We start from the raw sequence: 15,118 nt of genomic DNA, 5'->3' as shown, positions 1-15,118 counted from the left end.
TCTTATGATTTTTATAATATCTTGTAAATTTGAGCGTTTAAGGAAAGGGCAGAACGCCCTATTTGTATTAGACCCAGCCAGATCTGCGTAGGATTTCCTCGCAAACTTCTTCTGCACTGCGGTCATCTAAGGCAATCTGGATATCGGAATGGGCCCTGTACTGAGGTAGTCTGGATTCTAAAATTGTTTTATAAGAAAGAACGCTACTTAAAGGAGGACGAGTCGGATCGTTCTGGATTTTCTCCACCAAGTATTCAGATTTTCTGGAGAGAGAGATCACAAATGCAGTTTCTTTCAGTATATTTATCTTTCTTTCACTTACAATCTCCTTACCTGATTCGTCTTGGTCGAATAATATTCCGCCACCACAATCTAAGATCAAATTTTGAGAGCCTGAAACTTGTTTTAGGATCTCAAATTCTAGGTCGCGGAAAGGTTTCCAATTTCCTGAATGTGATTTTACGAAGTCTGGGATGGACACTCCACCTGTCAGGTAAACAGCTATCATGTCTGTAGAGATTACAGGTTTACCTGTGAGTTTGGAAAGTTTGCGGGAGATTTTAGATTTTCCAACGCCTCTGGGGCCGATCAGGGCAATGTTTTTCAAACCGAGATCAACTCTTCGATATGTTTAGCCATCTCCGGTAAAAGAGTGTAGTACATTTGCAGATCTCCCTCTGTCACACCTACGTTTTGTAAGGCTTTAGAAGAGAGTGGAATTTTCAAACCGCCTATGTCAATTCCCATTCCACCTAGGATCACAATACAATTTGCGATATGTACGGTAGAGACTAGTTCAGGGAACTGAGCGGCCTTTTCAGGTTCAGTATAATATCTGGCTACTTCTATCAATTCCTCAGGGAAATTCCATTTTGCTAAAAGTTTTGCTCCTGCTTCTTGGTGAGTGTATCCGAAAAATTTAGCTTCCAAGTCAGTATAAGGTCCTTGGTAAGTTTGTAATTCGGCTCTGAATTGCATGAGCACTGTAGGAAAAAAATCAGCGAGTATTACTTTTCCAATATTATGAAGAAGTCCCGCAGTAAATACTAGGTCCTTATCCACTTTTAGTTTTTTCTGTACCGCGATCCTTTTTGCAAGTTCTGCTACGATCAAAGAATGGATCCAGTTGGATTCGCCATCTACCTGATAACCTTTCAGTTCTTTTTTCAGAATACCTTTGGTTTCGTTCAGTAGAACGATTTCCTGTACTGTTTTAATTCCAAGAGTCATCAAGGATTCTTGTACAGTTTTTACAGGTTTAGCAGGGCGAAAATATGCAGAGTTGGAAAGTTTGATCACTGCAGCAGTAAGTCCAGGATCTTTGGAAATTTCCTTGGCTAGGTCTGCGATGACTACGTCTGGTTTTCCCACCATCTCCATTACTTTACTTACTACGGAGGAGATTTTAGGAAGCTGGGCTTCGTTTTCAAAAAGTTGATCTATCTTTTCTTTCATTCCGTTACCTGACCTTATAAAGGTACTTTTCGAATCCGCCCTTCTTTAGAAGGATCCTGCCATCATCCAAATAGAGACTGATCGTTCTGCCCTCATGGCCACCGACGTCTTCCACTAGTAACGTTATTTTTTCTTTATCTAAAAATTCTTTTGCGACACTTACATTCAAGTCGCCAATGTTCTGAAGGAAACTTGAGTTCATTCCTTTGAACATGGAAGCTCCTCCGAATAGACGAGCGTAATATTCTCCCTTGCCGCAGCCGAGTTCAGTCATTCTTTTAACCAATTCTGGAAGAGCAGTTTCAGCGTACTTATGAGGATTTTTGGAGGAATCTTTTCCAGAAGGATCTTTGGCGAGCATGATATGGGCCATGGCTCCTACCTTCTTCTCCGGAGAATAGAAAACGACCCCGATACAGGAACCTAATGTGGTGCGGATCATGGAAGGGGATTGGCCACCTTGGATATCCGCGATCCCGACGTTTATAGTTTTTACGTCTTTATTGAGCATACTTTCTGTCAGTAATAACCGGGTAGTATTTTAGGATCATCCAAGTTCCTTCAAATCTTTTTTCCCGGAAATTTCACCGGACCGGAATCGAATTATGTGACGATTTAACCTTTTAAAAATCTCGTAGGAATTCCCGCTCTTTTTGGAAAAATAGAGTTTCATATCATCCAGCTTAAAGGAAACTGTATGTAAAGAAAGGAAATCGACCCTCTTGCAAACAATCGCCTCCTCCGAACCGATCCGTACCTTGGAATTAAACGGTTCCCAGATCACAATTTTGGGAACGGCACATATCAGCCAAAAAAGTATAGATGAAGTTTCCAGAATTATCCAAGAAGAAAAACCGGACACGGTCTGTGTAGAACTTTGTGCTTCCAGAATGAGATCGGTTCAGGATCCGGACCATTGGAAAAAATTAGATATTTTCAAAGTGTTTAAGGAAAGAAAGATGTGGCTCCTTCTTTCCAGCTTAATCCTTTCTTCTTTCCAGAAAAAACTAGGCTACGGAAACATTCGTCCAGGTGACGAAATGAGAAAAGCGATCGAAGAAGGAAATAAGATCCACGCTAAGATTGTACCAGTTGACCGTGAGATCTCTACTACTCTCAAAAGAGCATGGTGGAATGTAGGCTTCTGGAGTAGAATGATGTTATTCTCCACCTTAGTAAGTTCACTCATCGTTAAAGAAGAGATCTCTCCTGAAAAAATAGAAGAGATGAAATCGGATGATGTTCTCAAGGATCTATTTTCTCAACTTCCTTCTAGATATCAGTCTGTTAAAAATGTGATCATAGATGAAAGAGATGCATATCTCGCGCAAAGGATCAGACAACAAGCTGCAGTAGGTAAGAAAATTTTCGCAGTAGTTGGTGCTGGGCATTTAGAAGGAATCGTAAAACATATTGTAGAAGATAAGGATATCGATCATTTGGATATCCAACCTGTTAAAGGTTTTTGGGATCGAGTTCGTCCTTTATTATTCCCAGCAATCATTATCTCTGCTTTCACCGCTCTTTATTGGTTCGGCGGAAAAGAAGAAGGCCAAGAATTTTTAATTAGATGGATCCTGGTAAAAGGATCACTTGCTGCAATTGGTGCGATCATTGCACTTGCGCATCCAGTTTCTATTCTTCTTGCATTTATCGCGGCTCCTATCGGGAATTTTAATCCAATTATCAAACCGGGTTGGGTAGCGGCTTTATCTGAATCTTGGTTTAGAAAACCATTGGTAGAAGATTTCGAAAAATTGGGAGAAGATACAGAAACTTTCAGTGGATATTGGAAGAACAAAGTAACTCGTATCTTCTTGGTATTTATGCTCCCTCAGATAGGAAGTAGCATCGGGACTTTTATTGTGTCTAAACAGATTTTTGATAAAATCCTAAAATTTGTAGGCGCTTTTTTCTAAAATTTGCGTACGATCTGTAGCCGAATGCGAAAGGAAATCAAGACTCGATCTATAATCTTCTCTAGTTTTCTTTTGATGGTCTTCTTCTCTTTTCCAATTTGGGGAGAAGGTCCGGCCTACGAAAAAAAGGACCGTTTCTTTTTGGAAGAGAAGATGGATGGTTCTTCTCTTCTTCCATATCTTTCTGTTTACCAAGACGAAACGGGCAAAAAGTCTTTTAAAGAAGTATTAAAAATATTCGATCAAGGAGGATCTGAAAAGATCTTCCAGAATAGTTTCGGATATTCTAAATCTGCGATTTGGGTGCGTCTTCGCACAGAAAACCAAACAAACAAAGCAATAGATTGGATCTTAGAAATTGATTATGCTCTTTTGGATTTTGTAGATCTATATGCGGGAAGAAATTCAGATTCTGCAATCAATCATTCAGGAGATTTAAGAGAATTTGGCACACGCCCAATCGAACATAGGAATTTTGCGTACCCTTTTTCAGATGAGCCTGGTTCTAAAAGAGAGATCTATTTTAGGATTGCAAGTTCCAGCTCTATTCTTTTGCCTTTTCTGGCATTTTCCAAAAACGAATTTATAGAACATACTTTTACAGAACAACTTGCACTCGGATTATATTACGGCTCCATGCTGATCATGGTGGTTTATAATCTATTTTTATTATTTTCCACCAAAGATAAAAGTTATCTATATTACGTTATTTATATATTAACTTATATACTCTTCCAATTTACTTTAAACGGTCTATCTTTCCAATATTTGTGGAGAAGTTCCGTTCTATGGGCAAATTACAGTCTTCCGTTTTCGATTTTTTCGGTCATCTTGACCGCGGGTGCATTCAGTAGATCCTTTTTGAATGCTCCAGAATATACTCCTAAAACTTCCAAACTGTATTATTTACTTTTTGTTCTTAGTTTTGGAGGAATGATCTCCACATTATTCATTTGGGAATATAGAACTGCTATCATGAGCAGTTTAATTCTAATGTTCTTTACTCTAGGATTTCTGATCTCTAACGGGATCCAATGTTTGTTAGCTGGAAGAAGAGAAGCAAAATACTTCTTATTCGCTTGGTCTTCTTTCTTATTCTTTAGTTTTTTATTCGGTTTAAAATCTTTCGGAATACTTCCAAATAACTTTTTCACTCTTTGGGGAATACAAGTAGGTTCAGTGATGGAAGTAAGCCTTCTATCCTTGGGACTTGCAGATAGGATCAAAAGATTATCCGATCAATTAAAACAAAGGGTAGAAGAGCTGGGAAATATCCGTAACTACGCAGAAGAATCTGAAGCAAAATACAGAAGTTTATTCGAAGTAGAGGAAGACTTTCTGTTCTCCTTGGACCAAAACTGGAATATTCTCGCAGCGAACAGATCAGTCTCTAAACATATAGGATTCAAACCCCAAGAAGTGATCGGCAAAAATTTTATGGAGCTGATCTATAAGGCAGGAGAATTACAAGACGCGTATAAAAAATTATACGTATTAGAAAAGTTGGAAGAACTTGCTTCCGAAGGAAAACCAGTTAGATTTTTAGGAGAATTCCTACAAAAATATTTAAGAGAACCTAAAGAGCTCCAAGTTCAATTCCAGATCTTAGAGTACGAAGGCCAAAGGGAAATTTTAGGAAGAGCATTCGAACCTGACCAAGACTTAATGTCCAGGTATGTAGATGATGAAAAGACAGTCTATACTGCGAATAATTATTTGCAGAATGCAGAACTTTTAAGCCAAAGAATGACTGCGAACTTATACAGATTTGTGGATCCAAGCACGATCACTGCGATGAGAAATTGCCTTAGGGAAATGATCATTAACGCAATAGAACATGGGAATCTGAACATTAGTTTTGAAGAAAAAACGAGAGCAATGTCAGAAGGAAATTATTTTAGATTCGTTCAGGAAAGGCAGAAAGACCCTTATTATAAGTCCAAAAAAGTGAAGGTAGAATATTCACTTTCCAGAGATAGAATAGGTATCCGGATTACAGACGAAGGAAAAGGATTCAACCATGCTAGACTACAAAAGAGTAGTATGGAAAAGTTGAATTCGGAAGGGATCACTCATGGACGAGGGCTCACACTTACTTTAGCAACATTCGATCTGGTGAAATTTAATAGTCCCGGAAACCAAGTTACATTAGTTAAATATTTTTAATATAGGCGGGAAAATGAAAATCCGGATCTTCCTATTAGTAGTTATATTGTTATTAGGTTCCTGCGCTTCTTCAGGGGAGGCTAAGAAAAAAGCAAAAGACCCAAATGCAGGAGTGGCAACCATTGCCTCTGAGCTTAGATACCAATTTTTGGCTTCTCTCAAGGCCCAGGGCGGAAAACTTCCCGCAAGGCTTGCTATCTTAAATATACTCAATGAAGACGGGAGTAATTCCCAATTAGGAAGACTCGTAACTGATCGACTTGGAAAAGAATTATTCGATCCTAAAACATTCCAATTACTGGAAAGAGATAGATTGAACCGTGTCATAGGAGAGCAGGATTTCCAAGCGAGCGGACTTGTGCTGAATGATCAGATTATTTCTATAGGAAAACTTTCCGGAGCAGAATATCTTGCTTTAGGGCAGCTGGTTTTCCAAGACCAGGAATTTTTACTGAATATTCGGATCGTTTCCTTGGGCGGAGTGATTTGTGCGACTGCAGATATTGTATTTGATTCGGACAACGAAACCTATTCTAAATATAAGGAATCCGTTAAATAGGTTAGATCAAAAGTAGCAAGGAACGCTATAGTTAGCGGTCCTTTTGTTTTAAGTAATTACTTGAAGAATACTTACTGGTTCTTAATCTGTCTGTAAGTTTATGAAAGCTATCTTTCGTTTCCTGGTATTAGGCATTTTTCTTTTTTCCGTAACCAATTTGTATTCGGAGATACCTAAACATTCCGAGATGGACAAAACACTTCTTGCCACTTGGAATAAGAGTTTCCCTGTACCTTATACAAAGATCTTAAAGCGAGATCTTGCCGAAAAAGGGGTTTTGTATTATAGAAAAAACTCCAAAAAATCTGTGTATATCTATTCTTATTCTGTCTTCCTTCCTTTGTATGCTGAGCAAAATGAGAAGCCTGTAAAAAAGGACGATAATGGAAGAGAAGTAAAACTAAAACTGATCTATGATCCTTCTTCCAAAGATGAAAAATATACAATTGAATTGGGCGAGTTTGACGAAATGTACGATGCGAAAGGAATTATAAGATGGATCCGTTAATTGCAGAATCTGAAAAATTAGTCAGAGAAAAAATGTCGAGAGAAGGACTTTCGCAAGAGTTCATCTCCGATTTTATTTCCAAGATCCAAGAAGTTCATAACGGTGAAACTGGGATCGTAAAATGGGAAGAAGTAGGGGATCTGGACCCGAATAAAGACGAGATCTCTTTAGAAAAAATCGAATCTGAATATTCAGGTGATCCCAAATTTTTAAAAGAATTAGTTGTGATCAAATTGAACGGAGGCCTTGGAACTAGTATGGGGCTTTCCGGGCCAAAATCCTTGATAGAGATCAAGGATGGAATGAGCTTCTTAGAAGTGGTCTGCAAGCAGGTTGAGTACATCCGACAAAAATATAATTTAGAAGTTCCTCTTATTCTGATGGATAGCTTTAGCACTCAGGATGAGAGTCAGGAAGAACTTAAGAAGATCAAATTTTCACAAAATTACCCTACAAGTTTTTTACAACATAAGGTTCCAAGACTAGTTATTCCTGAGTTGAAACCTTTGGAAATTTCTAAAAATAATTCAGAAGAATGGTGTCCTCCAGGTCATGGAGATATATGGTTCACACTTTTGGAAACAGGGCTATTAGATCGACTTTTAGAAAATGGATACAAGGTAGCATTCGTTTCTAATGGAGACAATCTAGGCGCAACAGTTCATCCTGGAATATTAGAATATATTCTGAAAGAGAACCTAGACTTCTGCATGGAAATGACTCCTAAAACACTCGCCGATAAAAAAGGCGGAGCAATTTTTAGAAGAGTAGTAGGTGGAGAAAAAAAGAACTTACAATTATTAGAAACTGCTCAGGTGCCTTCTGATCATATGCATGAGTTTGAGGGTTTGGGTAAATTTAGAACATTCTCCACTAATAATCTTTGGATACGATTAGATGTGCTGAAAGAAAAATTACTCGAAGGCTCTTTCAAACTATCATTGATCGTAAATCCTAAAAAGGTAGAAGGGAAGGAGGTCCTACAGTTAGAGACTGCAATGGGATCTGCCATCCAAAACTTCTCCAATACAAAAGGTCTCATTATTCCAAGAGATCGTTTTGCTCCTGTAAAAAAATGCGAAGACTATCTAGTCAGACGTTCTGATGCATATTCTTTGAATCCAGACTTCTCAGTAACTATGTCGGAAGAAAGAAAGAAGGCAGGTCTAGGAGAATTAGTGATCTCCTTAGATGAAACTTATTATAAGAAGGTAAAAGATTTTACCGGCCGAATACAAGCTATTCCTTCTTTAGTGCGCTGCACCTCCTTGAAAGTAGAAGGAGATATTTTGTTTGATAAGAAAGTAATTATAGAAGGAGATGTTATATTAGTAAACCCCGGACCAGGGCAAAAAAAATTGTCTGAATTAGGTGTGGACCGAATCTCGAACGATACTGTACATTTCCACTTTACATAAAACAACAGTCGTTTAAAATCCAGTCCACGGGCTTCCGAGTTGTAAGCCCACCCTATGCCGATTAATGTCGCAAACGAAATGACCGATGCTTATAACTTAAAATTAAGATCCTTTGATATGGGGGATCTGGAACAGTTTAAGACGGTATTCATCAATGAAAATCGAGGAAAGCCAATCTTCCTCCTCAGATTTCAAAATATTTCCACAGTTTCTCTAGTAGAATTCATACAATTGATCCCTCAGAAGATCTCTGACATAGAACCTTCTCATCGTGAACTATTTCGTTATTATGCCTATGGTGATAAAAAGAATCTACTAATAGGTGTAGCTCCTTTAGATAATTCTGGGCCTATCAGTCTTGCTAATTTTGACGCTGCTATGGGAAGATTCCATGACCAAGCAGTCCGGACCGGAGCTCTTAATTTTGATTTCGGGATCGGAAGAACTCAGTGTAATTTTATTTCCTATGTGGAAGAGATTTTCAGAGAGTTGGAAACTTCTTCTTTAAAAAATCTGAAAGATAATTTGGTTCGTTGGAGCTGGACTTATCTGAATCGTGTAAACGATTATTTCGCGAGTGAGCGAGCAGACGCGGTCATTCAACCGATCATTCATTATAATCATAGGGATCATACATTCTCCATGAAAGGTGGAGAAGTTTTCGTAGGTGGAGAAGCATACGCTGGATATGCGGATCTTATTCGTGATATTCCGCATGACCAAGATCTGAACAGAATAGAACTTCTGATCTTAGAGAAGTTGATCATGTCTTGCAATGGTTCTCCTGGACTTCTAAAATTTAATATTTCTCCTCAGACTCTAATTGATACATTCGATACGGATGAGAAGGTCACACGCTTTCATGAACTTCTTCTGAAACAAAACCTGAATCCTCAAAATGTTCGTATGGAGCTGATCGAAAAACCTTACGAAGAAGGGGAGGCGACTCTCAAGTCTGTATGTAGAAGGTTCTGGAATTTCGGGATTAGTTTTGCTGCGGATGACTTCGGAGTAAAAAGCCAAAGTCACCAAGTCGTTTTGGATCTGGGAGAAATGATCAAAGAATTTAAACTGGATCCGATCAGTTTCAAATTCAAAGCAGACCAAGACTTGACAAAATTCTTGGACAACCTTGCATTCATAGATTATTGCAGAAGACTTTCTGATAACAGAGAAGCGATCATCACTGCGGAAGCATTAGAGGATATCGATTCCTTAAACTTCCTCATTACTCACCAAGTATATTATTTCCAAGCCAATCTATTCTGTAGAAAGATCTGGATCCAAGATTATCAGGAACGTTTTAAAGAAATGCAAAAACTTCCTGAAACTGCAGTCACAAAGGTATTAAGTTCGCCTGAACTTACCCAAAGATTGAAAGAAGTTGGAAATATTTTTGTTCTAGCTAAAGAAGTAGATCTGTTTTAATTGTAGGAGTTCCAACGGGGATTGGGATTGCCCCACCCTTGTTCTGGGTGGGGGCCGGTGCGGTGGTACCCATGCGCCCCGACAAAACCCCTATATCACAATATCAATAGATAATCAAGCAGATCTTTTATCAACATCCCATGTTGGAATTCCAACATGGGATCTTTTAGAATATAAGAGTTCCTCGCGGTTACTCTTTCAAGAAGTTCAGAGTTGCCTTCTGGTTGATAATCCCATTATCTTTTAGAGTCACTTGTAGAGCATCTCCTGCATTCTCGATCTCAATTCGGAATTTACCTTCCTTATCGATAATTGGGCTATTCTCTACATATCTTCCTTCGAAAATTTTCTGCTTATTGAACTTCACAACGTAATTCACGTTGTCTTGGCTTTCGATCTCTAAAAGAACTTGGTTTACACCTTTGGAACCATCCCAAGACATAGCAGTCCAAGGTCCTTTAAATTTTTCTAAACTAGAATCTCCACCGAAGGAGCGCATTACCTTTGCTGGTTTTGCTTGGGAAAGAACTGCGGAGACAGGAGTTGCCTTATCACTTTCTCCTCCCAGATCTGTTTTAGAAGTCACTGAGTACAGATACAAAATTTCTTTTTCAGGAACATCTGCGGTAAAGTTTGTAGTCTTTTCATTTGTTCCAGAAACAAAATCCCAAGAAGAAGCTCCTCTTTGTTTACGATACACATAATATTCGTTGGCTCCTTTTACAGAGTCCCATTTTAAAGAAATTTTTCCAGTTTTGGCGTCGAGTGCTCCTTTCAGATTTGTTGGGCTAGGAAGTTTTGCTGCTCTATGTTTATTCGGATCTATATATCCATAAGCATAATCGGAGAATGGTCCGGATTGCCCGTCCTTGTTCACCGCTGCAACAGCATAGAATGCATATTGGCCATTCAGTTTTTCATCAATAAATGCTTCTTTTGCTTCTTCTCCAATTTTGGACCAAGCGCCTCCTCCAAATAATCCGCTCACATCATAACGATAGACAACATATTTAGAAGCACCTGAAACCTTCTGCCATTGTACTTCTATTTTACTATTATATAATCCTTTTGTAGCGGTAAGCCCGAAAGGTTTAGGAGGTTTGGCTTCTGTTTTCATAGTAAATCCGGACGCCGCATCGGAAGCATCTCCAGTTTTACCATTATTGATCGCAGCGATTACATAAAATTCAGTCACTCCATTCTTAGCGGCAGCATTATCTGAATAGTTTGTATTTTTCACTCTTCCGACGGAGAGGTATTTTTTCTGGATAGAGTTCCACTTATATACGTAATAATCCGAAACACCACTGATGGATTCCCAAACTAGATCGATCTTATTTGGATATTGGCCTTGGCTTGCTTTTACTCCTACAACTTTAGGTGGAGCCTTTGCTTCTTCTGTCTTTGCATAACCGATTGCTTCCCCATCTGATAGATCAGAAGAATCAGTGTCAGTTAGAGTTGCGACCTTATAAGAATAAGCGACATCCTTTTGGATCCCATCATCTGTGAATCCATTGGTTTGAGAAAGGCCAACCTTAGAAAAAGAAGAATCTCCAGGACCTTTTCTATGGATCTCGTATCCGATCGCAAGTGGGACAGATGCCCAAGTTAAGATAACCTTATCAGAAAAAGAACCTTGTGTAGCTGCGATCTCTTTAGGAGAGGTCGGTTTTACCTTTTCAGGAGGAACTGGTTTTACATCTGTTGAAGGTGTAGTAGTGGTCGTTGTTGTGTTTGTAGTAGTTGCAGGTGCCACATCATCCACAAGAACGAAAGCAGATTGGCAAACTTTAGTGAACCATCTATACTCAATGTAACCGTAACCATTATCTCCCCACTGAGTGGACCAAGAGTTGATAAATTTGAAAGCTCCTTTAGAGTCATCGTAACCTACGATTGCGATCGCATGTCCTCCGTAGGTCTTTCCAACTCCTTCTTTATAAACTTCTTTTCCTTTTAAATTCATAAAGTTTTCATAAACTATGATCCCCGCGACAACTGGTCTTCCGAGCGCAAGTTGGTTTTTTAGTTCGTTTGGATCTGTTTGTCTAATCCTTAAAAATTCCTTAGCTTTATAAGAAGAAGCCGCATTAAAAGCGTCTTGAGGAGGACGAGCCAAATAATCTCTTTCGTTATACGGCATAGAAGACCAAGGAGCCGCTCCTTTTTCTACGACTATGCGCATTGCATCTGAGATCAAAGAACCATTGTCTCTTCCCCCGTTGATCTGATTATAGATAAATGCTGGTGAGAAAATATTGGAATAGTTTGGACTTCCAGAAGAGTCGCTTAGCTTCCAACCTCTATCTTTTCTTTCCATATATTCTTGGAAAGACTTGGTAGCATAAGCAGTGGACCAAGCTACGCAAGAACTCTGTTGTCCTTGGTCACCCACTGGAGGCATGTACTGGGAAAGATCCACAGAAGAGGAAAGCCCTCTATGAGAGATACGATTTGGGTTTGCTTCTTTTAAAGAAGCCAAAAGTTCCGCTGGTTCTTGTTTCATTCCCAGGCCGGGAGGTGTCTGGGAGAATAGGCCGGTAGCGGAGAGTAAATATAATAGTGCGGATAATAAACGCAAATTCAGTTTCATCTATTTGTCCTTTAGTTCTTCGTTAGAGATAAAATATTTTCTTCTAGTTGTTTGTTGTATTCACGAAATGCATAAGGATGAGGTTCGTAAAGTCCGATCACCTCAGATTCTACACCCTTGCTGTCTTTTACTTTTTTCTTAATTAAAAAAAGTATATATTCTCCTTCTTGGGGAGCAGCCTTAAGCCATTTTCCAAATAATTCAGGGAATATTAAGAAGGCGATATCAAATTTTTGTGGGAGTTCCTTTCCGCCTTTTAAGGACTTTAGGATCTCTACACTTGCTGTGACAGAAATAGAATTAGAGGAGATCTTACTTTCTTTCACATTGGAAAGTTTTGCCAAAGCGATAAAGTTAGAAGAATTCACCTGAGATTCCAGACTGGGTGGTGGTGTTAATGCTGAAATTGGCGAGATAAAGAATAGGATCAGTACGAATAGGACCGATACGAAACGTTTTTGCATTTGGAATAACTCCGGAAACAATTTGTTAACGCGGCTTTTCACTTTACTTCTGATCTGGGACCTTTTTCAAGAATTTTACTTTCTAAACGGGATTTAGAAGATTCCAATTTTTGGAAAATAATTTACTAAGAATGGTATTTTAAGGGATTTTAGGGAACTTCTTTTGCTCGGACGAGCAGGGAAGGCAGATCTATCGAATCCGGTTTTTCCGGAATTTTAGGAAAGATACCTCTGATCTTGGGAGAATCGTCCACCCAGATAAGTGCAGTTTTATATTTCATATTTCCACTTTCAGGTTGGATATATGCTTGGATCCCGAATGATCTAGCAAGTTCCAATGCTGCACTTGAGTTTGCAGGTTTAAGTAAAAGTACCTTCTCACTTAATTTGCCGAATCTATCTTTTAGATCTTTATATCCGTCTTTTTCTGGAGTTAAACTAATAAATACAAATTGAGAATCGCCTGGCGCAGATTTATCAAACCAGTTCAAGAACTTCTCCACTTGATCCAGATCGTTTTTAGAAGAGTCTAAAGATCCGAAATATAAGAAGCTTTGTTTACCATAGAATACAGACTGAACGGAAACATTCTCTTGTTTATCTGCGAGAATTAGGGTTTCTTCTGGAATATCCTTCTCGGCTTGGATCATTCCAGGATTGGAATGAGAAAAGAAGAATACGATGATCAGACTAGTTACTACACCAGTCATAAAAAATTTCCAAGCCCCGGATTCCATCTATAGTTATAATGGACGAAAACTAAGAAGAAAACATCAGCTTATATTCTTAGAATATGACCTTGAATATCTAAGGAATCTTATTCAGAAAAATATTTCCAGTGTGTAAAATATGGAAATATTTAGGCGGTTTGAAACGTCAGGATTAGTTATCGTCCAGCTCGAAATGGACAGGGACCCTATGATTCATACGAGTGGGTCTTCCTTTGGCGTAACCTGGACTCCAACGAGCTAATCGAATTACTTTAACTGCAGCTTCTTCAAAACCGTATCCGCGAATAGAAGACTTGATCACCTTTGCATTGATCAGATTTCCTTTTTCATCTACTTGCACTTCTAGGTAGATCATCGCGTCAGAGATACCTTGGGCCCGAGCGTTCTCAGGAAAATAATCTCTCAAAGAAAAATCAATGATCGGAGTAGGTGCCTTGTCTCCATAAAAAGCGAATAAAAATCCGTCTTTGTCAGTACCTTCTCCGCTGATCTCATTTTCTTTGATCTCATTCGGGTCTGGATCTTTACCTTCGTCGTTGGAACCTTCTACCCATTCATTTGGATCTTTATGAGTTGGAGCAGTTTCTCCTCCGAGAAGTTCAGGAGGAATATCTTGGATATCAACTTCTACATTCATTTCCAATTGTTCGGAATCTACAATTTCCTTTTCTTTGTGAGTGATGTAGTAATAAGTTAAGAATAAAAATAGGTGAAAAGCAAGTGAACCATAAACGCAGATCTCCCAAAGAGAAAGCTCTTTGAGTTTTCGGGCTGTGTCAGTTTTTACTTTTTCCAGAGTGGGATTCATTTCTCCGGATCACCTTTTAACGGATAATGCGATTTGGTGCACGCCCGCTTTTTTGATCTTTCCCATAGTCTCTGCTATTTTTCCATAAGGAAGGGAAGAATCAGCGGATAGCGTGATCCTCATATTCGGACGGATCTTAGTCTCTTTTTGCAATTGAGCTTCGAGTCTTGGGAAATCTGTTTCATTTCCTTCTAAGAAAATTTTTCCGTCTTTAGATAATGCTACCTGAACAGTTTTAGCTAGATTCGCATCTACTGCATCTGCTTTAGGAAGATTGATATTGATGGATTCTTTTTTTAAAAAGTTTGCGGTAACCATAAAGATCACCAAAAGAACCAAAATAACGTCTACCATCGGAGTAATATTAATACTGCCGATTTCTTCTCCGTCGCCGGAAGAACTTTGACCTGCCATAAATTCTCCTTTCTAGAAATCCCCGGTTTAACCTTTCCGAGACAGGCTTGCTAAAAATTCTTTGGAAAGAATTTCCAGATTGGCTTGGATAATTTTCAATTTCCTGGTGAAGTAGTTGTTTGCCATTACTACTGGAATTGCGACAGCAAGACCAACTGCAGTAGCGAGAAGAGCTTGTGAAATGGTTCTCATTACCACTTCTCCTGCTGCGTTTCCCAAAGTCCCTAATTTATAGAATGCGCTGATTACTCCGAATACTGTTCCTAATAGTCCGATAAATGGAGCGTTGTTTCCCAATGTGTTTAGGATAGAAAGTCTGGTTTCGAAATCGACTCTTTCTCCGATCATCTTTCCTTCCATGAGTTCACCCAGGCTTTCTTTTCCACCTTTGGAATGTTCGGAGGAGAAGTCCGCAAATCTTGCGTAAACATTCTCTGGATAATTATCTGAAAATTTAGGAGCTCCAGTTAGATCTCCCTTTCTTGCGGTTTGGATGATTTCAGGTAATACGAAGGCGGAGTCTTTTGTATTTTTAACAAATATGATCGCTCTTTCTACTACAACGGCTACTGCAAGAACACTCGCGATCGCCATGATCACGAAGATCGCCGTTTCCATGTACCCAATAGCATTTTCGAAACTCATTTTATAA

Annotated in this window: 15 protein-coding genes; 6 read left to right on the top strand and 9 right to left on the bottom strand. The window is 38.9% G+C overall.

Annotated elements, in window-relative coordinates; translation table 11 throughout:
- Window positions 1-67: 67 nt before the first annotated feature.
- The 3 genes from EHQ52_RS16120 to EHQ52_RS16110 are packed head-to-tail and all read right to left on the bottom strand — an operon-like array spanning window position 68 to window position 1,966.
- Window positions 68-607, bottom strand: coding sequence for a shikimate kinase (locus EHQ52_RS16120; protein WP_135616205.1), 540 nt, complete (start codon window positions 605-607; stop codon window positions 68-70).
- Window positions 604-1,455, bottom strand: coding sequence for an HDOD domain-containing protein (locus EHQ52_RS16115; RefSeq protein ID WP_135616204.1), 852 nt, complete (start codon window positions 1,453-1,455; stop codon window positions 604-606). The genes EHQ52_RS16120 and EHQ52_RS16115 overlap by 4 nt, the downstream gene beginning before the upstream one ends.
- A gap of 4 nt (window positions 1,456-1,459) precedes the next feature.
- Window positions 1,460-1,966 carry a chemotaxis protein CheD gene (locus EHQ52_RS16110; protein ID WP_100710783.1) on the bottom strand — a complete coding sequence of 169 codons (507 nt, stop codon included), beginning with the start codon at window positions 1,964-1,966 and terminating at the stop codon, window positions 1,460-1,462.
- Window positions 1,967-2,177: 211 nt separating this feature from the next.
- Between EHQ52_RS16110 and EHQ52_RS16105 the strand changes: the two genes are divergently transcribed.
- From EHQ52_RS16105 to EHQ52_RS16080, 6 genes are all read left to right on the top strand, one after another.
- Window positions 2,178-3,374 carry a TraB/GumN family protein gene (locus EHQ52_RS16105; RefSeq protein WP_135616203.1) on the top strand — a complete coding sequence of 399 codons (1,197 nt, stop codon included), beginning with the start codon at window positions 2,178-2,180 and terminating at the stop codon, window positions 3,372-3,374.
- A 24-nt stretch (window positions 3,375-3,398) separates the two neighbouring features.
- Window positions 3,399-5,540: a 7TM diverse intracellular signaling domain-containing protein gene (locus tag EHQ52_RS16100; protein WP_135616202.1), complete on the top strand. Its 2,142-nt coding sequence runs from the start codon at window positions 3,399-3,401 to the stop codon at window positions 5,538-5,540.
- Between the two features lie 13 nt (window positions 5,541-5,553).
- On the top strand, window positions 5,554-6,099 hold the full coding sequence (locus tag EHQ52_RS16095) for a CsgG/HfaB family protein (protein WP_135616201.1): 546 nt from the start codon (window positions 5,554-5,556) through the stop codon (window positions 6,097-6,099).
- A gap of 100 nt (window positions 6,100-6,199) precedes the next feature.
- A complete protein-coding gene (locus tag EHQ52_RS16090; protein WP_135616200.1) occupies window positions 6,200-6,607 on the top strand; it encodes a hypothetical protein in 408 nt (135 codons plus the stop codon).
- Window positions 6,595-8,025, top strand: a complete 1,431-nt coding sequence (locus tag EHQ52_RS16085) for a UTP--glucose-1-phosphate uridylyltransferase (protein ID WP_135616199.1) — start codon at window positions 6,595-6,597, stop codon at window positions 8,023-8,025. The genes EHQ52_RS16090 and EHQ52_RS16085 overlap by 13 nt, the downstream gene beginning before the upstream one ends.
- Before the next feature lie 54 nt (window positions 8,026-8,079).
- A complete protein-coding gene (locus EHQ52_RS16080; protein WP_425269401.1) occupies window positions 8,080-9,453 on the top strand; it encodes an EAL domain-containing protein in 1,374 nt (457 codons plus the stop codon).
- Between the two features lie 190 nt (window positions 9,454-9,643).
- On the opposite strand, the gene EHQ52_RS16075 is transcribed toward EHQ52_RS16080, so the two are convergent.
- From EHQ52_RS16075 to EHQ52_RS16050, 6 genes are all read right to left on the bottom strand, one after another.
- On the bottom strand, window positions 9,644-12,049 hold the full coding sequence (locus tag EHQ52_RS16075) for a C1 family peptidase (RefSeq protein WP_135616198.1): 2,406 nt from the start codon (window positions 12,047-12,049) through the stop codon (window positions 9,644-9,646).
- Window positions 12,050-12,060: 11 nt separating this feature from the next.
- A complete protein-coding gene (locus tag EHQ52_RS16070; RefSeq protein WP_135616197.1) occupies window positions 12,061-12,513 on the bottom strand; it encodes an LIC_20196 family exoprotein in 453 nt (150 codons plus the stop codon).
- Between the two features lie 149 nt (window positions 12,514-12,662).
- Window positions 12,663-13,223: an SCO family protein gene (locus tag EHQ52_RS16065; protein WP_244244932.1), complete on the bottom strand. Its 561-nt coding sequence runs from the start codon at window positions 13,221-13,223 to the stop codon at window positions 12,663-12,665.
- Window positions 13,224-13,395: 172 nt separating this feature from the next.
- Window positions 13,396-14,052 (bottom strand): energy transducer TonB, encoded by a 657-nt coding sequence (locus tag EHQ52_RS16060; protein WP_135616195.1) that lies wholly within the window; start codon window positions 14,050-14,052, stop codon window positions 13,396-13,398.
- Window positions 14,053-14,061: 9 nt separating this feature from the next.
- Window positions 14,062-14,466 carry an ExbD/TolR family protein gene (locus EHQ52_RS16055; protein ID WP_086445818.1) on the bottom strand — a complete coding sequence of 135 codons (405 nt, stop codon included), beginning with the start codon at window positions 14,464-14,466 and terminating at the stop codon, window positions 14,062-14,064.
- Window positions 14,467-14,493: 27 nt separating this feature from the next.
- Window positions 14,494-15,111 (bottom strand): MotA/TolQ/ExbB proton channel family protein, encoded by a 618-nt coding sequence (locus EHQ52_RS16050; RefSeq protein WP_135616194.1) that lies wholly within the window; start codon window positions 15,109-15,111, stop codon window positions 14,494-14,496.
- Window positions 15,112-15,118 lie beyond the last annotated feature (7 nt).

The organism is Leptospira koniambonensis, assembly GCF_004769555.1.
In the GTDB taxonomy this organism is placed as follows: Bacteria; Spirochaetota; Leptospiria; order Leptospirales; family Leptospiraceae; genus Leptospira_B; species Leptospira_B koniambonensis.
This window is presented reverse-complemented; position numbering and strand designations above follow the sequence as displayed.